The following is a 24,854-nucleotide window of genomic DNA, read 5'->3' as shown; positions in this document are numbered from 1 at the left end:
GGGAAGTAAACTCCAAGCATTTATACCATGTTATATCTTATATCAAGCCGTATTGAGTTAGCTAAGTTTCTATTTGAACTTATATATGATTTTCTGTTTAAATAATATTTGTTTGTAGATGGAGCAATATCTGCCTGTCGATAATTAACTACATCATCTATAAAACACTTTTGAAATAAAAAATCTTTATAGGTATTATCACATTTTTTGGCTAAAAATGCTACTTGATTAATAACATTATAATTATAATGTAATCCAATAATATGTCTAATGTTTTCAATAGCCTCATCAAATATTGTATTTGTAATTTTTCGATAACAGCTATGAAGCTCTATTATACCATTAAAATATTGACGCACTAATTCAACAACGTTAATCCATTCCAAGTTAGTATCTATCTCATTTATCAACTTAATTTTATTTTTAAAGCCTTTAATTTCTTTAATTCTTTTATAATCTACTTCTGCAAAGAAAAGAAATTCAGTAGATTGATTTCTATTAAAAAATGGCACAATTGCTGTTAACTTTTCAATTATCATTCCTTGATGTTGCATATAATTTCTAATAAACTCCATAATTTGATACCCAATTGATTTATCATACTGATTGTTTGTTTCTTCCTTAAAATCTTTTTCAAGGTTTTCTAATTCTAACATCTTACTTATTGTAGATAAATCATGAGATACTTGATCTCTATACATCCGTATACTGCCTAAAATATTTGCGAGTCTCCGATTTAACATCACTATACTCTTTTTCCCTTGTGTTTTAATTATTTGATCACTTTCTTGTTTATCATTAGTATTTTCTAAAATAAAATTATAAATATCGAAAATTTCCTTCTCCCATTCAAGGTAATTTTCTGAAATAATATTAAATTTTTCTTCAATCCACAAAAATGTTAAACATAATTCATATGCTTTTTTTGCTTTGATAAAATAGTGATCACTCATAAATTGTGATTTACCTGTTGTTAAAATTTCTTCCATTGTTTGGACGTGACACATATCAAGTTCACTCATGAGTTTACTTTTACCTTTCTATATAGTTTATTCCCTTCAAAACATCTCTGTTAATCTACACTAATGCAATAATTTTTTTCATAGCTTCCCATTATTAGCCTAATCCAATGTAGTTGTACTTCCCTAGTTATTTACTAAAACTATTTAAATGATTATGTTTAGTAAATAACCGTTTTTTAATTTTCCAATAATAATTACCTATTTTGCGTTCAAAATATCTAATCTTTCTTTAATACCTCTTGCTATTGTTTTCACATCATATATTCTTCCGTCTATATATCCATCATAGCTTTTTATTCCATCAACCTGTCCATCATCCATTTTAATCAACATAATACGGTCATCTTCTCGTTTATTAAGAATTTCTTTTATTGCTCGAAACTCAATTCCACACCAGTCCTTCAGTTGATATTTCTCCCCAATAAAAATAACGAGAAGTTTTGACCTTTTCCCATAAATATCTTGTAATAATATATCTAAATTTGGCCGTGCCAATTGGGCTAAATAGTTATTATCATAAAAATATGAATTAGGTCCGATTATAGCTTCAATTTCAGCAACTACTGATTCTACAAATTTTCTAACTTCACCTGGAAAAGATAGCGCAACATCAAAATAATGTTTTGATATGTCCACAGCTTTGGAATCCATTTGAACCCAATACGGTAGCTTTATTTTCCTCACTAAAAGTTCCTTAGCCAGATTAACATTCTTTATAGCCCAATGTGTCCTATTCATCTCCCAAGACCCAATATCAAGTTCAAAAGCCATTTCTTTTAAATCTTCGAACGATATAAATTTTTCCAGTTTGATTAATTCATATTCAATCTTAACTTTATCTTTTCTCTTAACAATATCTCTAATCAAACCAAACTTAGGGTCTTGCTTACAATAGTCTTCGTAAGCAAAGACGCACGGAAATCTTTTTATTTCTTGAATATTGGTTTCAGTTAAATCACTATATTTTTCTTGTACTTCTTGATCTGTGTACTCTTTAACACATCGGCTAACGTCCAAAATGATTGGCTCTCCGTTTAGTGCTTCACAATCACCATAAACAATAAGGTTATAATACATAACCCATACTCCCCTTCATAATAGTTTAACTCCACCGACATAGACTGGCTGTTGTATTAATACAACATTAGTAATGTTTTATATACTACCCCAAATTGTCAACGATTTTACCTTGCCGGAATTATTTATGTAAAAATTAGTTGCTGCTAAAACCTGCTGTATTTTATCAGGCATCGGTTTACCTTTACTTATCGATGGTTGAACAATCACTATTTTGCCAATCAATTGTTTGTTCTGTTTCATGGTCAGCTTAAAATGCTCATAATCTCCAACAAAAAAATTGCAATGGCCACTTCTCCTTCTATCCTTTATTTTACTGATAAAGCCTGGTTTAGTTTTTAACCAAATAGTAGACTTAACAGCCTGTCCAGAAACTTCGTATACATCATCAACACTACTATTATAGGTTTGAGCAGACATTTTCTTAACATGATAAAGTGTTGCCTCAAGTGTAAATTCACTTTCTTTAATGGTAATATAGTCCGCTATTTCACTACTTGAATGGTCATATATGATATACTTGTTATCTACATCATCTGTCAGAAGTTGTTCAACAGTTGTTTGAATTGAAATGCCTGTTGGATGGTACACAGGGTCGTTTACCTCAATTCTCCGATTGGTTCCATAATAATCCCAATCAATTCCTTTTATGTTGTCCGAAGAGAATACAATAGCATCAGCATTCCCCCGTAAATACTCGATGCCTTGTATAAGCACATCATCAGTTGTTTTAAAAGACAATGGATACTCATTTAGATATTCAACTAAATGCATTATCTCTCTGCCATCCACAAGCATAATCTGTGGATTTGCCGATGTGTAATTACCGTTTATATCACAAAGAATTTGTTCATACATATCAGCAAAACAGAATTCTACTATAACCGTTCCGTGAGTAATGCTGACAATTTTAGGGCAAATGTCTGTCAGGATATTTTTAAAACCTTCTTCATTAGCTTTTTTTATAACAGGTGGCGAACTATAGGTGTCTGCATCATAATCACAAATAAATATATTGTCTGGATATTTTGTCAGTTGCATCGGCATGGGAAGAAAATCAAAGTTTGTATTTGTCTTCACCTTCATGTCTGGGTTGACAATTTTTTTTCCGTTAAAGTCACACCATTTTACATACTGTGGAATAGTAAAATAGGTGCTACTCCACATCTTTGATCCACTACTATACCCGATAGTAATTTCACTATCTTCAGAGGATGCTTTACAAAATACATGCCCTGGGGAATATAACTTACCCGTAACTGGGTCAATTGCAGCACTCACATCCGACCCTGCAGATATTCGATATGATTCTCCTGACTCAACGTATCTATTTTGCATTCCTGAATTAAATATTTCAAATTCTTTCAAATCACCAAGAACTCTATTCATCTGATACTTCGGTATTTTGTTGAAAGAATCACAAAATGCATTTGCTATTGATTCATATATCGCTTCAGTTTTGGTTTGAGAATAGATATATAGCAGGTTGCATTTAGCTTGGTAATGCACTATGTACAGAACATTATTAATGTTAACCAAATTGTCGTTCATGGTCCATTTGGGTGGAATACATTCTTTTCCGATTCCGACAACAGTGTTGTCGTTTTCATTAATTAAAACATCTTCAGATACGTTGCATGCATCTGGAAATGATGCCGAAATATCAAAGCCAGACACTCTATATATTTTTGCATGTCCATTAGGTCGTATACTATGTAATGATATCTCATCATTAGCGTCCGTACCAGAATTAGCATTTCTTCTAAACCCTTTAAAGTACTCCTTTGACTGCTCTTCTTCCTTTGCTTTGTTTTCACTTAAGTCAATAATAATGTCTTGCCAAATGGCATCATTTGTATACATTGCAGTGTTTTCTATTAGAAGTTCACTATCGTTCATTGCAATAAACTTTGCGGTTCCTATATTTTCAGCATTTGTCCTTGCAAATCTTCCAATAAACTGTAAGGCACTTGCCAAAGATTTGTGCGGGGAGTGAATAGCCGCTATCTTCAAATTCGGAAAGTCAAACCCTTCACCAAGCATATCAACACAAATGATGCCATCTAAGCTTTTATTTCTCAATTCATTTATACATTTTTTTATCGTACTGTTACTCATTGAACTATCAATGCGTTTCAGTGATAAGGCAGTTTCCTGTGAATAAAGCTCTTCTAGCTCTTTTGCCTTTTCTTTTGTATTTGTTCTAACCATTAAATAATGATCATATCCCAATTCCCGGTCAGAGAAAAAGACACGTTCAGCCTTTTTTGCAATTAAATAGTCTTTATTAGGCTCTTCATCTATGGGAATATATTCAATTTCTCCAAAAATACCATCACTATACGCCATAGACAAAGGGTATGTATAAATCATTTCGCCCTTTATTTCTTTTCTATCTAATCTAAATGGTGTAGCCGTAAAGAGAACATGTTTTGCTGCGTTCATATTGACTAGAATCTGTTCCCAAGTTTTTGCAGGTACATGATGAGCTTCGTCAACCAAAATAATATCGAACTTCACACGAACATTTTCTACTGAAGAAAGTGATAACGCACATAGAGGTGTTGCTACAACAACATCAGCTTCATTTATGTCTACTAACATGTCATCACAATAAGTATGCTTCATCTCGTAAACAGTAGGCTTTTTTACACCATCTCTAAATACCACAGCTCTACACAAGGTTTTTAAAGAAGAATAATCTTCAACAATTTGTCCACGTACCATTACACTTGGAGTAACAATAAGTACTTTTTCGCTTCCAACAACGTACGGGGTCATCATTAAAACTGCTGTCTTGCCTGAACCTGTTGGCATTACAATAACAGCCGCTTTGTTTTTATGAAGTGTAAAGAAAGATGAAATTGCATGAATCGCACCAATCTGTGCATTTCTCAACCCAGAAGTCGTGTTTGACTCTTTAGAAAACCTTAAGTTTGTATACTGTTTATTAAAGTAGTTTCCCATACCTCTACCCCCTAAAAGTTGAAACACATAAAGTCCCTACTTAGCTTCCCATTATAGACAAATTGTGCTGTTCTATAGATAATGCTAGGCTATCTTAGAAACAAAATTTAATTTATAAATATCTTTATACAACAAATTTCTCGATTCCATCAATATCAGTTTCATCGTTATAATCATAAACAATACCAACGCTATACTTAGCTCTTGTGATAGCAACGTAGAATTTTGAACGACTTATTGATTTCAACTCATTATTATTATTTTTTACCCAATCAAGAAATGGTTTTGTAGGATAAATAAGAACTCTTTCAAATGTTAATCCTTTAGAGTCACCAAAATTTATTGCTTTATAATCTTTATTAAGTTCTACTTTTATGTTATCTCGTAATTGCACTGGATTATATATCTCCAAATACTTTTCAATATCTTGTTTCTTTACTAAGAAAATACCATCATGTGTTGTAGTTTCTTTTTGATTTGATCTGCAAATTCTAAAATTGGGATAGAGTTTCGATGAAAATTTACAAATTAGTTCGTTATTTCTATGGGATAAATTCAAAGTCTCTTCATCAATTTCACAATTACTTTTATAACATTCATTCTTAATGAAATCCTTTATTTTACCGTCCTTATATTTTGCATGCTTTTTTTCGTTGTGTGTAAGATAAGTCACTTGCCGAGGATCACCGACTAAAAGCACATTTGAAGTACTATTAAGAAGTAGTTTTATTAACTCTAAATCGTAGCCAGCTAAATCTTGAACCTCATCAATAAAAATGTGCGAATAAATTCTACTTAGTCTATCAATAACAGACCCATTACTTTTCTGGTTGCATTTGAATACAAATTTTGAGAGTTTATCTGAATATATTTTAAATGTTTCCGTAAAATAGTGTTTTTCTAAATCATCCTCTTCTTTATAGCAAACTGGGATACCATTCTTGGAGTACTTTACGGCTGATTGGCTGTTAACAAGAACCATTCCATTTATTTTCCTCTCACACAGGCAACCCTGATATGGTCTAACACCATGTTGTAATAAAAAAGAAAACCATGTTTGTATCGTAATATTTTCAGGAATGCACTTATTAATTTCAAAAATCTTCTTGCGTATTTCTTCTTCATTCGCCTGAGTATACGTTGTAATAAGAACATTGCCTTCTCTTTGTTTTAGAGCTTCTTTTACTAGAAATGTTGTTTTTCCAGCTCCAGCTGCTGCAATAATAAGTTTATTTGTTTTCATAATCTTATCTTATTGCCTCCAAAATATATTCTGGTAATCTCAACTCTTCTTCAGTGTCAAATATTTTTAGTGCACATTCTGTTTTATTCTCTTTCATATATTTATGTAAATCATCGACTTTATCATATTGGGTTCCCAAAATTGAATTAAGCTTATCCAAACCATTTATTTTTAAAATCTTAGGCTCCAATGTATTATAATTGAAAGGTTTAGTTCCAAGCATTAAATCACCTCTATCTATCGTTCTATCAAAACAAATTTTAATATGCGATTTTTCGTTGTTTCCAAGATAGTCTTCATATTTTTTATTAACAGCTTCTACATTTCCATCATTGTCTGTAACTACTACAACTGGTTTATTTATCTTTTTTGCTATCTCTAAAAATCTCAAAAATGAAGTACCTACGGAAATGACGTCAATTTCATCTTCAATAGGTAGCTTTCCCTTGTTTTTTAGCATATAGGCCTTTTGCAATACCAATTCGTCAGAATCGCCCTCCACTAAAATGGCTTTTTGGCAAAGAATCAGTCTTAATGTATCATAACCTGATATTTTCTCAAAAAAATTCTTTGTTTCACTTCTTAAATCATTAAGTCGTATTGTCTTACTATCGTTCAATAAAATCAGATTATCTAACCCCAATTTATTAGCTACAAAACTACTGTGAGTTGAAATGATTATTTGTTTGTCTTTATAGTGTTCTTTAATGTGATGTACTAACTGATTGAGTTTTGAATGTGAAAGATGGTTTTCAGGTTCTTCTATAAGAATTACACTAGCTTCTTTTGATTTTTTATGACTCAGTGCCAACTCTGCTTTAACAATACATTGTTCACCCTTACCTATATAATGAAAAGGGACGTCATCCAGATAAGTTACTAAGCTGTTTTCCCAAGCATTCTTTGATAAAAGCTCAACTGATAATTCTACTCTCTTGTCAGTTATTTTAGCACTTTGTCTGATTTTCTCATTTATTGCTTTTATAGAAGTATCACTCATAAAATTTTCTCTCATTTTTCTATGTGCTTGTGAAATATCGATAATATCTTCCGATTCTAAATTATCACGAACTATTCGAGAAATATAAATATCTGAACCATTTTGGTATCGATTACTTGAAGAATTAATCATTGCAGATTTTATTGGAATACTTCTTGATGTAATGCTTTCTCGAGCAAAAGAAGTCCAAAAAATATCATAGTATTCAATCGGTAAGGTTTTTATATTTCCTCTTTTAATCAGTTGTTCATACTCGGCTTGGTATTTATCATCAAAAGCAATTTTTAGTGAAACACCACATTCCCTAGCTTTTTCACTATTACCGTTGCCTTCAAACACGGGTAGATCTTCTCCACAAAAAAATACTTCAATTAAAATATGTGGTGGAATTACATCTTTTTCCTGCTCTAAGCCATCTAAATATTTATCTACAATTTGATTGTTAAAAAGGTATTGTGTCAATTCGTTTTTTAAATACTTTCCGTTGAATAGGCCTGTTAAAGCTAAGTGAATTGCTTCTAAAATTGTAGATTTACCAGCTTCATTGTTTCCAACTAAAATATTAAGTCCTTGATTTAGTTCTAAAGTAAATACCCCATTAAAACATTTGAAGTTTTCGATTTTTATTTTTTTAATTGTCATTTCACTTTCTCCCCCCAATCGTCTCACCAAAATTGCTTATCTATTCTGACATATACTTAGTTAATTTTCCTCAATTTAACACTATATTTAATAATTAATTGAATTCTATATACTCTGAAATTACACCTTCAACGATCGTTCATCAAGTTACTACACATTTCGACAATTGGTTGTACTCACTTTTCTACATAAAAGGAATTAATCAAACAATTAAACCATAGCGCTGCTACATGCGATTTTCCGAAGAAAATGTGGACTCGCTAAATACGAAATATGATCCTAAAACCATTTGCAATATTTTATATTAAACGATTTCTTCAATAACTAAATGTGCAATTATTAACTTAAATCCACTGAAGTTTATATAAGAAGTGAAAGGTAAATTGCCATGTCTGAATCCTTATTGATTTCTAACATATTCACTTATTCAATTTTTCTATTACAGACAAGACCGAGGCAGGTACATCACCTGTCCAGTAACAGATATGAAATATCAGACAACTTACCTGTCTCTTCGTCTGATACAGACAATGAGGTGAAGTGTAAGATACCTTGTAGTGACGACAGCCATCCTTGTTCGACCCTTATGTCACTCCACAAATATCAATATTAAGGAGGGCAACTATAAAATCAGAAAAAGAAAAAGCTGGATTCAACAATTCCAGCAAGTTTACCGAACAAAAGAAATGATAAAAAAAGAATTTTCCACCGATGATTTAAAGAAATTTCAAAACGTAATTGAAAGTATCTGACATAACTGAAGCTTTTTTATTAAGATCCAATATGAATGATAGTTTTGACTGCAAGTACAAGCTTAATCAAAAAAACATGACACTACCTCAATATAGGACATTTCTTATGGATTCCAGTAAACTATACATTCTACTTTGATAGTCAATAAGTTCCTTATAAGTAACATATTCCACTTCTCCTTCAATTAATGAGTTTTTACAATCACACTCCCTATTAACAACAGTGTGTATTTCTATATTTCTTCCACATTTGCTACAGAATTGTATTAATTTCACTTGATGCTCTAAACATATCTCTATATCTCTAAGTTGCCAATTTATCATATGATATTCTTTTTCTCTTAAACATATAGGGCAGTATTTGGAAAACTTCGTATCCATAACATATTCTTCAAAAAAGTATTTATCTACACCTTCATTATTTAAATCAGAAAGGTACTCATACTTATTAAGCGTCATTTGTATCAATATCTCGCTATCTATACTAACTAATTGACTTATTCGCTCTAACAATTTATGATCTTTTATATAATTAAATTCTCTTAAAAACTTACTTTTCCTAACATTTATTTTTTCTCTAACGCAATTCAATTCTATATAATTTTTTTCTGCTGTTCTAACTAGGTAACTGGCCAAACTTTCATCTCGATATGGCTCTAAATGACGAAGCAGTATATTGTTATTCATTTTACCAACCTAAATCTCGTTTAATATTCAATTATTTAATATCATAAGTAAAATTTTGTTTAGATAAGCGATCTTATTATTACTAAAATTCTGGGAATTATTACAAAATTTAAAAACCATAGGCAACTAGTTTCCTATGGTTTTTAACAGTTTAAGCTATTAAAATTATTTGATTGCTTTGCAATAATGAAGCATCTACATAACAAACTAGAGTCTCAAGATCTTGAGTACATTCCCAAACATTTTGATTGGAGTCCCAAACTTTATGAGAACTCATAACTCGGTTATGTAGGCATCCATTCCTACTCTACAGTAACAGACTTCGCCAAGTTCTTCGGCTTATCTACGTCACAGCCTCTTGCTACAGCGATATAGTATGCTAGAAGCTGAAGTGGGATAACGCTCAAGATTGGTGTCAGTTCATCCATGGTATCCGGAATATACAGCACCACGTCTGCAGTCTTTTCGATCTCTTTATTTCCTTCCTTGGCAACCCCTACTACATAGGCCCCTCTTGCTCTTACTTCCTGGATGTTGGACAGCATCTTGTCATAGAGTTTATCTTGTGTTGCCAGGGCAACGACAAGGGTTCCATCCTCGATCAATGCAATAGTACCGTGCTTTAGCTCCCCTGCTGCGATGGCAAAGGAATTGATATAGGAAATTTCCTTTAGCTTCAGTGATCCTTCATGGGCTACATTTACATCTACACCTCTACCCATATAGAAGACACTTTCATTGTTGAACTGGTGGTCTGCCAAGTGTTGGATGGTATCGCAGTTATTTAATACTCGCTGTACTTTCTCCGGCATTGATTTAAGCTCTGCCATGATCTTCTTGTATTCCTCCTGGCTTAATGTACCTTTGGTCATAGCCATGTGCAGTGCTACCAGATACATCGCTACCAGCTGAGTAGTATAGGCTTTTGTAGAAGCCACAGCAATCTCCGGTCCTGCCCAAGTGTAGAATACATCATCAGACTCTCTGGCTACTGAACTGCCTACTACATTAACAATGGAAAGGATTCTTGCACCCTTTCTCTTTGCTTCTCTCAGTGCAGCCAGTGTATCTAATGTTTCACCGGACTGGCTGATGGCAATAAATAGTGTATTTTCATCCACAAATGGATCTCTATATCTGAATTCAGAAGCTACATCCACTTCTACCGGTATCTTCGCAAACTTCTCGATAGCGTATCTGCCTACAAGGCCTGCATGATAAGCAGTACCGCAAGCTACAATATAGATCTTGTTGATCTTATCCAGGTCTTCTTTAGTCAGCTTAATACCGTCTAAAACGATATGGTCCTCTTTATCAAGTCTTCTTAGCAGTGTTTCGGATACACCTTTTGGCTGCTCATGGATTTCCTTGATCATAAAGTGCTCATAACCTTCTTTTTCAGCTGCTTGAGCGTCCCAAGTTACGTGGAATACTTCTCTGTCCATCTGCTGTCCCAACTCGTTAAAGATCTTCACTTCATCCTTTGTAAGCAGTACGATTTCGTCATTTTCGATCAAGTGCATATTTCTTGTATATTTTAACAGTGCAGGAATATCCGATGCGATAAAGTTTTCTCCTTCACCCAAGCCAATGATCAACGGACTGTCTTTTCTAACCGCTATGACTTTATCCGGTTCTTCCTTGCAAATCACACCGAGCGCATAAGCACCTTCCATTTTTTCAATCGTCTTAAATACTGCCTGCAATAAGTCCCCTTCATAGAAATGATCGATTAAGTGAGCAATAACCTCTGTATCTGTCTCAGACTTAAACTCGATTCCTTTTTCTTCGATTAGCCACTCTTTGATTTTCATATAGTTTTCAATGATGCCGTTATGAATTACGGCAATATTTCCTGCTACATTGGTATGGGGATGGGCATTGCGATCAGAAGGCTCTCCATGGGTAGCCCATCTTGTGTGTCCAATCCCAACCTTTCCAGTAAGGATTTCTGCCTCTAAATTATCTGCCAAGACACTAAGTCTTCCCTTATATTTTCTTACTTTAACTTCACCATTATCATATACTGCAATACCTGCAGAGTCATATCCTCTATATTCTAATCTTGATAATCCTTCGATCAATACAGATGTCGCTTCTTTATCACCAATATATCCAACGATTCCACACATAATTTTACACGTCTCCATTCTTATTCATATTATTAACTCTCTTGGAACTGAATTTTGACAATAAAAGACCCTGGCAGTATTTTTTCCGTTAAATTTACTACCCTCTTACTCCCAGATTCAGTTTTTTCACCCAGTCCCATTTGTCCCTCCAATCACTCGGAGTCTTTGTAGGACGTTTAACGTTGGTGAAGTCCGCAGGGCATCCGCCGAATTTTCGATAAACCCTGTTCCTCGTCAACTTGAATCCTGAATTTTCCGATCCGATTCAAGTCCTGGCGCTTTTTGTGTTTTTTGTTTTATTCCTTTCCTATAGGCCTCACCCCTTTCGGAAGTCTTTTTCGGATCGACGAGGGTGTCGATCCCTACAGGTTTTGTTTAACGGGCGGATACACAGATCCGCGCCCTACAATTTGTTGTTTTGTGCGGAACGACCACTGATCGTTCCCTACAGTCTTAATGCTTCTATCATTCATAATAATATACATAAACCTATCTTGCTAATGGTCGAGACATGTTTTAGTCCGGGCCTCTCCTGCGTCCAGGAACTCCTCCATATCTCAACATACAGGATTTGCACGCTGCTTTATTAAAATGCGGTAACATTCAAGACCCGCGGGTCTTATTGCTGTCAATTTAGTATATTCGTTTTCTCTGTTTTCTGTCAACTATATCTTTTTTCAAAAAGAATTGGTAAGTCCGGTTGGTCCGGACTTATAGATATTTGAATGAACAATTTAGCATTCAGCGGGCAGACACAATGCCTGCCCCTGCTATGTTGTACTTAAATAGAGTAGATCTATATATTAGCTATTGCAGCCTTTGTTCTATTACATCCACCAGATTTTGAGCTAGGGTTCTTAGCTCCGTTTCATCCTTGCCTTCCAGCATTACCCTTACCAGTGGTTCTGTACCTGAAGGTCGGATTAGAACTCTTCCTTCTCCGGCCATCAAATCTTCTAGTTTTTTAATTTCAGCTGCTACTACTTCGTCTTCCATATAGCGGTATTTATTGCCATTGGTTACTTTAGCGTTTATCAACACCTGCGGATAGGTAGTCATAGCTCCAGCCAGTTTTGATAATGCTTGTTTTTTCTCTTTCATCACGGATAAAAGCTGTAGTGCTGACAGAAGCCCGTCTCCTGTAGTATTGTGCTCTAGGAAAATCAGATGCCCTGACTGTTCTCCTCCAAGCACATAACCTGACTGCAGCATTTTTTCCAATACATAGCGGTCGCCTACATTGGCTCTCTCCAACCTGCAGCCTGCTTTTTTAAGTGCGATATCCAATCCGATATTGCTCATCACGGTGGCTACTACAGTATCTTTTGCCAGCTTTCCCTGCTCCTTTAAATGAGCTCCACAAATGGTAAGAATTTTATCTCCATCCACAATTTGACCCTTTTCATCAACTGCAATCAGTCGGTCTGCATCTCCATCAAAGGCTAGCCCTGCATCAGCACCCCAATCTACTACCAGCTTTTTTACTTCTTCAGGGTGGGTAGATCCACAGTTATGATTTATGTTTAATCCATCGGGTTTATGGTGGATAATTTTGATTTCAGCACCCAGCGCTGTCAAGATGGATGGAGCTGCTACATAAGCTGCCCCATTGGAGCAGTCTACTGCGATTTTCATTCCCCGTAAATCAACGTTGATAGTACTTTTAAGAAAATTCGCATATTGTTTGATGGCATCATCAATTTCGACTCTTCTGCCTACATCCTTGCCAGTGGGATTTATATTGATTTCTTTATGATTTAAAATAATATCTTCTATTTCCTCTTCCATTTCATCAGGCAGCTTAAAGCCCTCTTGATTAAAAAATTTGATACCATTATATTCAACCGGATTATGGGAAGCCGAAATCACAACTCCCGCATTGGCTCCATAATGTCTTGTTAAATATGCAACCGCAGGCGTCGGCACAATACCCACACTCAATACATCTGCTCCAGTAGAAAGGATTCCCGCTGTCAGTGCTGCTTCCAACATGTCTCCAGATATTCTCGTGTCCCGACCAATCACGATCTTTGCTTTTTTGTGTGCCCTGGTCAGTATGTATGCTCCGATTCTACCCAGCTTATATGCTAATTCTGCTGTTAATTCCGTATTTGCTATGCCTCTCACACCATCAGTACCAAACAGCTTTCCCATGTGTTTAGACTCCTCTCGTAATAACATCTTATGCCTCTTGAATCTATTACGATACTTTTCGATAAAGTTAATCTTTATTATTTTATCATATTCTTAATGCTTATTCAATTTTTCCCCCTTAGCTTTTTGTCGTTCTATTTCGCTGAAAAGTTCCATGATTTTTAAAAATTTTTCTTTAGCTTTGATTTAACAGCCTTTTTATATATAAATTGACCTTTAAATTCATCATTCCATAAAAAATAAATCACCTCTTTTTTCAAAAAAAATCAGTACAAGGAGAGGTGCAGAAGAGAAGCTTTATCAGCTTCTCAAAACACCTCTCCTTGTACCGATTTCTTATATTTTGTGCAAGTTATTGCAGCGGGAGACATCCCCTACGCTGATGTTTTGATTCTTTTCGGGCGAACACATAGGTCCTCACCCTGCAAAACATAATAACCTGTATTCATTTTCTAAATTTACATTTTAGCTAGGCCTAACGGACAGACACAAGGCCCTGCCCATATAAAGAAACCTATATTCCGTCTTAAAAGCACAAATCTAAAAACCTATTTTTTGATAAATGTCTTCGCCAAAGCAGCCGCAGCTGTTCCCAGCTCAACCTCATAGCCTAATTGAACCAATGCCATTTCTAAAGCCCCCATAACAGCATACATGTCCATAAAATGAATCGCACCCATATGTCCTATGCGGAAGATTTGTCCCTGCAGTTTTTGCAGACCTCCGCCGATGACGATATCGTACCGTGTACGCAACAGTTCAGCGAGCTCTTTATACTTTATATTCTCAGGCATCAGAATCGCAGTCACCGTATCCGATGCATATTCCTTTTCGGCAAACAAGGTCAGTCCCATGGCTTCTACCGCATTTCTGACGCCTTTACCAATCACTTGATGTCGCTCCCAAACCTTTTCCATACCTTCCTCTGTTAGCATTCCCAGAGCTTCCTTTAAACCGAAAAGCAGGGTTGTCGCGGGCGTATACGGAAATTGAGAGGTTGTCATTGATTTTTTTACTGCTTTGTAGTCCCAATACCATCTAGGCATCGTAGACTGTTCTACCCTTTTCCAAGCCCGCTCACTGACAGACGCAAGCCCTATGCCCGGTGGAAGCATTAAACCCTTTTGAGAAGCACTGATGACTACATCTACACCCCATGCATCCGTCTCCAAAGGTACACAGGCCAAGGAGCTAATGGCATCTACCACCAATATAGCTTCATGTCCCACTCTTCGCATCATTTTCGATACACCTTCTATATCGATTCCAATGCCTGTAGTAGTTTCATTTTGCGGTAGGCAAACTGCCTTTATTTTTCCTTCCTGATCCTTGTTCAATATCGCCTCTATCTCTTCTACCTTGACGGCTTTTCCCCAGTCCATTGTCAGGCGGATTACATTTAGTCCGTGTTTTTCTCCTATTTCCGCCATTCTATCACTAAATACGCCCAGGCATGCTGCCAAAATTGTATCTCCCGGTGAGAATAGATTAACGATAGCCGATTCTAATGCACCGCTTCCGGAGCTAGGGAAGATTAAAATATCGTTTTCTGTACGAAAAACTTTTTTTAAGCCTACCACACAAGTAGACAGCAAGGCTTCAAATTCTGGTCCTCTATGATTAATCAATGGCTGAGAAAGGCTTCGCAATATACGGTCAGGAATGTTGGTCGGCCCCGGGATATGGAGCATTTGTCTTCTTTCCATCTTCTTGTTCCTCCTATAGTTGGAATACAATATTTTTTACAACGCTAATAACCTCTTGTAAATGGCTTTCTTCGATACCCAGATGGGTAACCATTCGGAAGGAGGTTTTCGAAATCCGTTTGGCTTTGATTCCTTTTTCTAAAAGTCGATTTAAAAATTCTTCTATAGTAATCGGCAGCTGCTCTACTGATGCAGTAACAATATTGGTATGTATTCTGGACACATCGATCTGCAATCCTTCTATAGCTTCAAGTCCTTTTCCCAGCAGTTGGGCATTCTTATGATCTTTCTCGATTTGCGGCATCATAGTTTTTAATGCTACGATTCCAGGGGCAGCAATAAATCCTGCTTGACGAAAACCCCCACCCAGCCGCTGCTTCATCCATCGGGCCTTTTGAATAAATTCTTTTCTTCCTGTTAATACGGCACCAAAGGGCGCACTTAATCCTTTTGTCAGAGCGAACATGACAGCATCCACATTCTTCACAATTTCTTTTGCCTCTACACCGGAAGCAACTGCTGCATTAAAGATTCTTGCCCCGTCCAGATATACGGGAATCCCATGCTTCTTTCCTAATGCACACACTTGGTTAATGTTTTCTAAGGGCACTACCATCCCCGCATTGAGGTTATTGGTATTTTCTATACAAATCAAGGAGGTTTTTGCTCTCTGAATTCCCTCTTCCTGAATCAATTCTTCCATTAGAGCAATCTCATAAATCCCTTTAGGTACTGCCATAGGTCTTGGCTGCACCTGAGATAAAGCCGACAGTCCTCCTACTTCCAAGTTATAAATGTGGGAGGTGTCTCCAAGAATGATTTCTTCTCCTCGCTGGGTATAGGTCATTACCGCTGCTTGATTGGCCAGTGTACCGGAGCTAAAGAACAATCCATCCTCTTTTCCCATAATATCTGCAGCCAGGGTTTCCAATTCTCTTACTGTAGGATCTTCTCCCATGATATCGTCACCTACCACTGCATAGTACATGGCATCCCGCATTTCTTGTGTTGGTTGTGTAACGGTATCAGAACGGAGATCAATAATATTTCGCATGTTCTCACCCTTTCTGTTTTATTGTTCTTCAAGTTTACTGCTGTTATAATCATCTTTGTCGGATATATTTTTCACAGCAATGAGAAAGATCATTCTTTTTTCAGAACAACAGCGCATCGTCTATTTTACCTATATTCTGAGGCAGACATTTATTCGTACAAGATGTTCTCGTGAAAACTTCCCATCTGCATATATTTCGACATACTAAAATTATATCTGTTTTTAACCACTGCTTCAATGAAAAAAGGATATCCCCTCACTAGGATACCCTTTTTTCATTGAAGCATTTATAAAATCTAAGCTTTTACACTTGTTTTCTTTGTTAAAATCTGATAAGCATAAGCTGCAAGTATGAAAGCTAAAACAAGCAGCAGAATTGGGAATACTACTAATACATAGTTTGCTTTTGCCAAGTTTGTTTGAATTAATAGAATCAATGCTACTACAGTTACGACAAACATGAAGCACATTGGGATAACAAACATGCTGTAGTTTTTGCCGGTATTCTTTAACCAAACAGCAATTGCAATCAATGCCAATGCAGCAAGCAGCTGATTCGCAGAACCAAATACAGGCCAGATTGCATTATAACTTCCTAATGCCAACCATCCACCAATTACAACCGTAATGGTAGTTGATACATAACGGTTCGCTAAAATGTTTTGTGTTTCCTTCGTATCGTCTTCAAAGAATTCTTGGAAAATGAATCGTCCAAGCCTTGTTGCAGTATCCAAGCTGGTCAAAGCAAAAGCAGATACAGCAAGGGCAACAAATGATTTACCTACAGTAAAAGGAATACCGAAGCTGGTCATAAAGTTACCGATACCATCGGAAAATACATTAACAGGTCCACCGGCTGCTGCCAATTCAGCAAATTTATCTCCAGTTACATAAGCAGCTGTAATGATGGCAATAACAGCCAGTACGCACTCGATTAACATACCGCCATAACCAATAACCTTCGCGTCTCCTTCGTTATCAATCTGCTTTGAAGTCGTCCCTGATCCTACAAGAGAGTGGAAACCAGAAATAGCACCACAGGCAACCGTTACAAATAGCATTGGAAATAAGAAAGACCCATTTACATTAAAGCCTGTAAATGCCGGCAGCTGAATCGTTGGTCTTGTAATCACCAAGCCTAAAACTGCACCAATAATCATTGCATATAATAGAAATGAGTTCAGATAATCTCTTGGTTGAAGTAGAATCCATACAGGTGTAACAGATGCGATAAATATATATACCATTAAAAATCCAACCCATACATTCTTGCTTAATACCAATGGGAACATGTTTCCTAAGGCAATACAAGTAAACAATACTGCTACCCCGATAATACTGGCGATCGTTAGATTTATACCTTTTCTATATACTGCAAAACCAAATACGATTGCTAAAACAATAAACATCAAAGATGCTGACGCTGCTTCCGGTACACTCACAAATGTGTTTGCAACAATGTTTGTAAAAGCTGCAACAACTAATAGTAGTGTCAACCATGCAAAAATTGCAAATAGTCTTTTACCTTTTTTACCCATATTTGCTTCAATGATTTCACCAATAGAGTTACCATTGTGACGGATGGATGCAAACAGTGATCCAAAGTCCTGTACGCCACCGAAGAAAATACCTCCGATGATGATCCACAGCATTACCGGTACCCATCCGAAAATAGCTGCTTGGATCGGACCTGAAATAGGACCTGCACCTGCTATGGACGCGAAATGGTGTCCCAATAATACAGGAGCTGATGCCGGTACATAGTCTACACCGTCAGCTTTTGTATGGGCAGGTGTTTTTCTGGTTGGATCTACCCCCCATTGTTTTGCTAGCCATGCACCATAGGTTACATAGGCAATACTGAAAATTACAATACTTACTAATACTAATACCAATGAGTTCATAAAGCTCCTCCTTTACTTATAATTTGAATTGCATTTGCTTTTTTAATATAAACATTATGAAAGCTATATATAAAGCTATAACCGGTATGCTTTTTCAACCTCCCTTCCCTTTTTATTGGTTATAACCTCATTTTGTTTTAAGGATACCAAGACCAGTGCTACATCTACCCAGCCCTTAAATCCAAAGGCAAAACTCTTATGAAATTTAAATTTTTTCACCTGCTTAGGAATCTCTGGATCTGGAATCTCATCAACTACGATAACTCCAGTAATCAAAGTCGACATATGCTCGTCATGGCTATTGACGAAATCCCCTACAGCAGATTTTAGCAGTTCTGTATATTGATGCAATCCTTCTGGGTTAATTCGGTGAAAGTGTTTAATCATACAGAGTTCATTATTTTCGAAAGCGTAAATCGTAGCTTTTTTGGTAAAGACATATTTTTCGTTTCGTACATAGTATTTTGCCAGAAGATCAAGCTTCATATCTCGGTAAATATAGTCTCTTTCTAAATCAAAGTTCCTTTGAAGTCGTTCTTCCAACAGACTTTGATAGCTTGCATAATCCATGCTTCATCACCCTTATCTTCTAGTCTTCTTCCTGTTGGTTTACTGGTACCGTTTTCACTATTTTTTATTATCCTAATTATATAAATTCTCTGACTTCTGTAAAAGTAATTCTAGTCTCAGTTGTATAATTTTGAGATTGAATGGTAGAAATGAACGGTTTATTGGTTCACCCACTGCCATCGTAAATTAGATATCATTATAATATAAATTTTTAGAATTACAAATGATTTTTTATTTTGTGTAAATTTTTTCCATAAAATGTTTGATTATGTTTCATTATAGCATCTTTATACAGATATAGATATTAGAATTTTCAGGAAATATGAAAATTAAAAAATAAACCATCTGGCTCAATGCTGCCTGGTGGTTTATAATCAATCGGTTACACAATTACCGTGCTTTTTGCACTGTATTCTATTTCATCATCTGAACAATAAGCTTTTCCAGTCACACACCGGTATAATGCTTTTTATATTTTTCCGCAATTAAGGGCATTCTGCTAAAAAATCCTATTAGTGCACAGTGATGTTTCCGGATGTATTGCGCAGAACAACTTTATTCCTTCCATCCTTAACAACACCCTTTAGCTGGTTTTTCCCGGATTTCCCCTGAATATTAACGTAAAAATCACACTGTATATCCCCTAGCGTCTCTGCATCTAAAGAAAAGGCTGCATCATCGGGCAAATCGATATCAATGGTTCCGGAAACAGCTTTAAAATCGATATCATAGTCATCCTTCAAATAGCTTATCTTTAAATTGCCAGAGGTGGATTCTCCCTTCAAATTCCCCTCAAAATTGTTAATGTGAACATCTCCGGATATAATCCGGATTCTTGTATTTTCGGTAGAAACGTCTTCCATCGTCAAGGTTCCTGAGATGCTTTCGAAGTCTAGGTTTTGGGTTTTCATGTGTTGGATCTTTGTGTCTCCAGAGATTAGGTGGACTGAGCTGTTCCTAAGATTCAACCCCTCTTTTACCTCCACATGGCCTGACACGGAACCAAGCTCCAAATCTCCCCCAAAGGTTTTTGGCACAAATACATCAAGACTTAAATTTGATGAGAAAAAACCTACTTGTGTTTTTCTCGATTCGTCAATCTTGATCATCAAGCGCCCTCCGTTTACCGTAACTTTCATTTTTGGCAAATCAGAAGTATTCGTATTTCCATAGAAATGGGCTTTCACATCTTCCCGCTCATCCGGAATTATATTAATATCTGCGGTAACCCCTTCTATGATCATCTGGGTAATACCATCCATTTTCTCTATTTGTGTATCATCTACGCTAAAAAAAGTTGAATTTTCACTGAAGTCGGGGGAAAATCCACCTGTAAAATATGCAATTGTAAGACCCGTACCTATTCCTACTGCTGCAATAATTGCCAGATAGATCACGATTTTTTTCATATTCATTATTTTTCACTCCTATTTCTTTATGATTTCCGCATTCCATTTTATATACTTTACCGTACCTCGGAACAGCATCTTTCCAATGTAGATATCAAACAGAAAGAAAAGAATACCTAATGCAGTGATCCCTATACCAAGAAAGAAAGCCGCAGCAGGATGCACTCCATTGACAAAGTTTCCTCTAAATATGATTTCTGCAAAAGGAGCCACAAAACCGATAATCCCTCCAAAAATCAGACCTATGGCTGCTGCAAACAATCCCGCTAATACACCCACAACCCCTAAAAATGGTCCCAGCACAAAAATCAGATTAAAGAAGCCTAAGGATACAGCAGCTATAACAGCCTTAAGCACATTGGAAGGTGTCGGATTGGCATGGGCACTTTCGATAACTGCAGATGCTTTGTAAGCTTTTGCTAAGTTTTTGGGGTCACCCAAAGATCTTATAATTTCTTCTTCTGTCTTCCCTTTTTCCAGACCTACATTAAAATGTTCCTCATAATCATAGAGTATTTCATCTACCTCTTCATTGGGCAATTTATGAAGTTCCATCTTTAATACGTTTAAAAAATCAACTTTATTCATGTTTTTCCTCCTTGCAGATGATAAAATTTACACCTTCAACAAAATCAGTCCATTCTTTTACCAGTTCATCTTTCGTACTTTTTCCCAGCCCTGTAATGCGATAATATTTTCTGGGCGGCCCTTCGCTGGACTCCTGAAGATAGGATTCTAAATATCCTTCCTTTTGCAGTCTCCTCAATAATGGATAGATCGTTCCTTCAGATATGTCAACATATTTTGAAATCTCTTCCACCAGTTCATATCCATAATAATCCTGTTTGCTCAACAGCACCAGAACGCATAATTCTAATACGCCTTTCTTAAACTGTATATTCATGCTGACATCCTTTCTTACACCGTATTTTCATCTTGATAGTATTAGTATAATACACGGTATTGTATTATGCAAGGTACTGATTAATATATTTTTATTGCATTTTTGCCATACTTTACCTATAAAACATTTATTGTATCTATTTGATACCTTAACTGCGACTCCATTATTTTTTGGTAAATGGATCATTTCATTCCTCGTTCAAATAAAAAATGAATGACAGATTAAAAATCCGTCATTCATCTTTCTGGTTTGTTATTATTTTATCCTCTTACAGCTTCTGCACCTTTTTCCAGGGCTTCTTTATTCATTGGAATTAGATCTTCCTTTGCCGGTCCAAATACTTTTCTCAACGCAGCAATAATCGAATCGATAGAAACAACCTTCGTTAGTTCAAGAAATGCTCCCAGCATAACCATGTTGGCAACCTTTGCATTTCCGATTTCATTGGCAATCTCATTTGCCGGTACATAGTAAGCCTTTACATCTTCGCGGCTTGCTTTTCTCTGAATTAAAGAACTGTTGACCAATAGTATTCCATCCTGTACAAGATCCTTTTCAAACTTTAACAAAGAGGGTAGATTCATTACGATGGCTGAAGTAGCATGGGTAACGATAGGAGAACCTACCGGACTTTCTGATACAATCACACTGCAGTTAGCTGTTCCGCCTCTCATCTCCGGACCATAGGAAGGAAGCCATGATACATTTTTATCCTCTAGCATGCCTGCATAGGTCAGGAGCTGTCCCATAGACATTACGCCTTGTCCGCCGAACCCTGCACAGATTACTTGTTGTGTTGCCATATTACTTCACCTCCTCAGGAGTTCTGAAATTTCCGAGCGGATAGTAGGGCATCATATTTTCTTCCAGCCATTTAAGCGATTCTGTCGGTGTTAATCCCCAGTTGGTCGGACAGGTAGACAATACTTCTACGATCCCGAATCCTTCTCCAGCCAACTGAACTTCAAAGGCTTTCTTGATGGCTTTTTTCGCTTTGCGGATATTGGCAGGTGTATTTACGGCAACTCTTTCCACAAATACTGCTCCGTCAATGGTTGAGATCATTTCTGATACCTTTAATGGTTTTCCTGTCGTTCCGGCATCTCTTCCATAAGGTGAAGTAGTAGCTTTTTGTCCGATCAAGGTTGTAGGTGCCATTTGTCCGCCTGTCATACCGTAGATGGCATTATTTACGAAAATCGTTGTAATTTTTTCAGCTCTATGCGCTACATGAACAATTTCTCCCGTACCGATAGAAGCAAGGTCTCCATCTCCCTGATAAGTAAATACTACTTTATCAGGAAATACTCTTTTGATCCCTGTTGCTACAGCAGGTGCCCGGCCATGTGCTGCTTCATGCATGTCACAGTTAAAATAATCATAAGCCAAAACAGAACATCCTACAGGTGCTACACCAATTGTATCGCCAAGTACACCTAGTTCCTCCAGTACTTCTGCCACCAATCGGTGTACGACTCCATGGGTACATCCGGGGCAATAATGGAAGGGTTTCTCAGTCAAGCCATTTGTTCTCTCAAAAATTACTGCCATTACTTTACACCCCCTAGAATTTCTTTTACTTTTTCAACCACTGCGTCAGGTGTAGGAATCATACCGCCGGCTCTACCATAAAAATGCACTGGCAATCTGCCATTGTTAGCAATCTTTACATCATCAATCATCTGCCCCATACTCATCTCAACGGATAATAATGCTTTTGCAGTAGAAGGAATTTCATCAAAAGCCCTTATTGGGAATGGCCATAGGGTAATCGGGCGGATTAGACCTGCATTGATTCCAGCTTCTTTTAACATGGCTATCGCATTTTTCACAATCCTTGCAGTTGTACCATAGGCAACCATTACAACTTCCGGATTCTCCATGTTGTACATTTCATAACGTACTTCGTTCTTTTCCATCTCTGCGTATTTCTTCTGCAGATGGAAATTATGCTTTTCCAATTCTGCCGGATCTAGTGCCAGAGAGTTGATGATGTTTGGCTTTCTTGCTCCCTTTGTTCCTGTTGTTGCCCAATCTTTTGGCGGCAGTTCTCTCTTTGCTGCTTCTCTAAACTCGATGGGTTCCATCATCTGACCGATCATGCCATCTCCGATTACCATTACCGGATTTCTATAATAATCAGCTGCTTCGAAAGCTTCCATAGTTAAATCCACAGCTTCCTGAAGTGTAGCCGGTGCATATACCAACAGTCGATAATCTCCGTTTCCCCCGCCTCTGGTGGATTGGAAATAGTCTGCCTGCGATGGTTGGATTCCGCCCAGTCCCGGGCCGCCTCTGGAGATATTTACAATCACACAGGGTAGTTCTGCACCTGCGATATAAGAAATTCCTTCCTGTTTTAAGGCGATTCCAGGTGATGAGGAAGAAGTCATTACTCTAGCTCCGGTTCCTGCTGCACCATATACCATATTGATTGCGGATACTTCGCTCTCTGCCTGTACGAAGCAGCCACCTACTTTTTGCATTTCTCTTGACATATATTCAGGCAGCTCATTTTGTGGTGTGATTGGGTATCCGAAGAAATATCTACATCCCGCTTTGATTGCTGCTGCACCAATCGCTTCGTTTCCCTTCATTAATACTTTTGCCATTTCATTTCCCCTCCTTATTTGTCCATTTCTCTTTCAACATTAATAACCAAATCAGGACAGATTGTCGCACAATTTCCACATCCGATGCATTTATCCATTTCCTTTACAGTTGCCGGATGATAACCCTTTATATTGATTCTGGTTCGATCCATTTCGATGATATTTACTGGACAAACGGTTGTACATAGTTCGCAGCCTTTGCATAGATCTTCTTTGAAGGAAACCTTTCCTTTTGCTTTTGCCATATGATTCAACCCTCCTTATGATCTTCCTAACCCTTTACATTGTTATTGTGTCAATCATCTATACTGTCTTATTTATAAGGACCCCAGAAGCACTACATCCAATCCTCCCGCATATACATTTTGATAGGGAAAATTGCTCCCTCCATGTCTGCCGGAAGCTGTCGGGCAACCTCTTCCAACGTACTTACATAACGAATCGGAATATGAAGCGCTTCTGAGACCTGTTTTACCAATTGCTGTCCTCTCAGAACATCTTCTGCTGATGTTTCTCTGAGAAGATGAGTATTATTAATCAGCCCGGTTACTGAGGCTCTAGCCATCCGTTCAATTGCTTGCAGATGCTGGATAGCATCTTCAACATTCTGTGTTCCGGGTCGATTGGCGTTTAATACGCAAAACATGTCATAGCTGCCTTTTTGAAAATAACTGTGATATCTTGCTAAAGCTCTTGCACCTACAGAGTCGCCACCTACATCCAGGATAACTTCACAAGACGGGTCCTGCATGGGCCCTAAAACTGCTGCTGCAACTGCCGGTAGATCAGAACCTTTAGATTTCTCCAGGGCACTTCCGATAACAGTAATCCCCATAGTCTCTAACATTTCTTGTTTTTCTCTGCTGCGAAAATAGGGATTTACAATATCTAGATCAGCCAGTGCAACTTTTTTCCCCATCTGCGCCAGCTTTATCGCATAGTTTACTGCAAATTCTGTTTTGCCACTGCCATAATGTCCAATGATGACTCTGATTCTTAGATCATTTTGCATGGTATCA

General features: G+C 36.8%; 20 protein-coding genes. All 20 read right to left on the bottom strand.

Translation table 11 applies throughout. From position 1 onward, the window contains the following. Window positions 1–20: 20 nt before the first annotated feature. On the bottom strand, window positions 21–1,022 hold the full coding sequence (locus tag Gferi_RS18925; RefSeq protein ID WP_156782434.1) for a hypothetical protein: 1,002 nt from the start codon (window positions 1,020–1,022) through the stop codon (window positions 21–23). A 198-nt stretch (window positions 1,023–1,220) separates the two neighbouring features. Next, window positions 1,221–2,099 (bottom strand): hypothetical protein, encoded by an 879-nt coding sequence (locus Gferi_RS18920; protein WP_069979226.1) that lies wholly within the window; start codon window positions 2,097–2,099, stop codon window positions 1,221–1,223. Window positions 2,100–2,177: 78 nt separating this feature from the next. Then, window positions 2,178–5,066 (bottom strand): DEAD/DEAH box helicase, encoded by a 2,889-nt coding sequence (locus Gferi_RS18915; protein ID WP_083273638.1) that lies wholly within the window; start codon window positions 5,064–5,066, stop codon window positions 2,178–2,180. A gap of 124 nt (window positions 5,067–5,190) precedes the next feature. Further along, a complete protein-coding gene (locus tag Gferi_RS18910; protein WP_069979224.1) occupies window positions 5,191–6,309 on the bottom strand; it encodes a UvrD-helicase domain-containing protein in 1,119 nt (372 codons plus the stop codon). A 4-nt stretch (window positions 6,310–6,313) separates the two neighbouring features. Further along, window positions 6,314–7,951 (bottom strand): ATP-dependent nuclease, encoded by a 1,638-nt coding sequence (locus Gferi_RS18905; RefSeq protein ID WP_069979222.1) that lies wholly within the window; start codon window positions 7,949–7,951, stop codon window positions 6,314–6,316. Between the two features lie 839 nt (window positions 7,952–8,790). Beyond that, entirely contained in the window at window positions 8,791–9,390 is a 600-nt protein-coding gene (locus Gferi_RS18895) for a TniQ family protein (protein WP_069979210.1), read from the bottom strand. A gap of 302 nt (window positions 9,391–9,692) precedes the next feature. Beyond that, on the bottom strand, window positions 9,693–11,522 hold the full coding sequence (glmS, locus tag Gferi_RS18890) for a glutamine--fructose-6-phosphate transaminase (isomerizing) (RefSeq protein WP_069979208.1): 1,830 nt from the start codon (window positions 11,520–11,522) through the stop codon (window positions 9,693–9,695). A gap of 807 nt (window positions 11,523–12,329) precedes the next feature. Next, entirely contained in the window at window positions 12,330–13,676 is a 1,347-nt protein-coding gene (gene glmM, locus Gferi_RS18885; protein WP_069979206.1) for a phosphoglucosamine mutase, read from the bottom strand. Window positions 13,677–14,224: 548 nt separating this feature from the next. Beyond that, window positions 14,225–15,382, bottom strand: a complete 1,158-nt coding sequence (locus tag Gferi_RS18880) for a pyridoxal-phosphate-dependent aminotransferase family protein (protein ID WP_069979205.1) — start codon at window positions 15,380–15,382, stop codon at window positions 14,225–14,227. A gap of 13 nt (window positions 15,383–15,395) precedes the next feature. Further along, window positions 15,396–16,436 (bottom strand): threonine aldolase family protein, encoded by a 1,041-nt coding sequence (locus Gferi_RS18875; RefSeq protein ID WP_069979203.1) that lies wholly within the window; start codon window positions 16,434–16,436, stop codon window positions 15,396–15,398. A 296-nt stretch (window positions 16,437–16,732) separates the two neighbouring features. Further along, window positions 16,733–18,340 (bottom strand): carbon starvation CstA family protein, encoded by a 1,608-nt coding sequence (locus Gferi_RS18870; protein ID WP_069979201.1) that lies wholly within the window; start codon window positions 18,338–18,340, stop codon window positions 16,733–16,735. Window positions 18,341–18,415: 75 nt separating this feature from the next. Beyond that, window positions 18,416–18,910, bottom strand: coding sequence for a hypothetical protein (locus Gferi_RS18865; RefSeq protein WP_069979199.1), 495 nt, complete (start codon window positions 18,908–18,910; stop codon window positions 18,416–18,418). A 512-nt stretch (window positions 18,911–19,422) separates the two neighbouring features. Next, entirely contained in the window at window positions 19,423–20,325 is a 903-nt protein-coding gene (locus Gferi_RS18860) for a DUF4097 family beta strand repeat-containing protein (protein ID WP_069979197.1), read from the bottom strand. 12 nt (window positions 20,326–20,337) lie between these two features. Then, window positions 20,338–20,907 carry an HAAS signaling domain-containing protein gene (locus tag Gferi_RS18855; RefSeq protein ID WP_069979195.1) on the bottom strand — a complete coding sequence of 190 codons (570 nt, stop codon included), beginning with the start codon at window positions 20,905–20,907 and terminating at the stop codon, window positions 20,338–20,340. After that, the gene (locus Gferi_RS18850) at window positions 20,900–21,223 is read right to left on the bottom strand and encodes a PadR family transcriptional regulator (RefSeq protein WP_069979193.1); all 324 of its coding nucleotides are present in this window, start codon (window positions 21,221–21,223) and stop codon (window positions 20,900–20,902) included. The genes Gferi_RS18855 and Gferi_RS18850 overlap by 8 nt, the downstream gene beginning before the upstream one ends. A gap of 260 nt (window positions 21,224–21,483) precedes the next feature. Continuing rightward, window positions 21,484–22,026: a 2-oxoacid:acceptor oxidoreductase family protein gene (locus tag Gferi_RS18845; RefSeq protein ID WP_069979191.1), complete on the bottom strand. Its 543-nt coding sequence runs from the start codon at window positions 22,024–22,026 to the stop codon at window positions 21,484–21,486. A 1-nt stretch (window position 22,027) separates the two neighbouring features. Beyond that, window positions 22,028–22,774, bottom strand: coding sequence for a thiamine pyrophosphate-dependent enzyme (locus Gferi_RS18840; RefSeq protein WP_069979189.1), 747 nt, complete (start codon window positions 22,772–22,774; stop codon window positions 22,028–22,030). Next, the gene (locus tag Gferi_RS18835; protein WP_069979188.1) at window positions 22,774–23,835 is read right to left on the bottom strand and encodes a 3-methyl-2-oxobutanoate dehydrogenase subunit VorB; all 1,062 of its coding nucleotides are present in this window, start codon (window positions 23,833–23,835) and stop codon (window positions 22,774–22,776) included. Before Gferi_RS18835 ends, Gferi_RS18840 begins: the two co-directional genes overlap by 1 nt. 14 nt (window positions 23,836–23,849) lie before the next feature. Further along, complete coding sequence (locus Gferi_RS18830; protein WP_069979187.1) at window positions 23,850–24,080, bottom strand: 4Fe-4S binding protein; 231 nt, start codon at window positions 24,078–24,080, stop codon at window positions 23,850–23,852. 92 nt (window positions 24,081–24,172) lie between these two features. Then, window positions 24,173–24,847, bottom strand: coding sequence for a nucleotide-binding protein (locus Gferi_RS18825; RefSeq protein ID WP_069979186.1), 675 nt, complete (start codon window positions 24,845–24,847; stop codon window positions 24,173–24,175). Window positions 24,848–24,854 lie beyond the last annotated feature (7 nt).

This window comes from Geosporobacter ferrireducens, from assembly GCF_001750685.1.
GTDB classification, from domain to species: Bacteria; Bacillota; Clostridia; order Peptostreptococcales; family Thermotaleaceae; genus Geosporobacter; species Geosporobacter ferrireducens.
The sequence above is the reverse complement of the archived record's forward strand: the minus strand, read 5'-3'. Positions and strand labels throughout refer to the sequence as shown.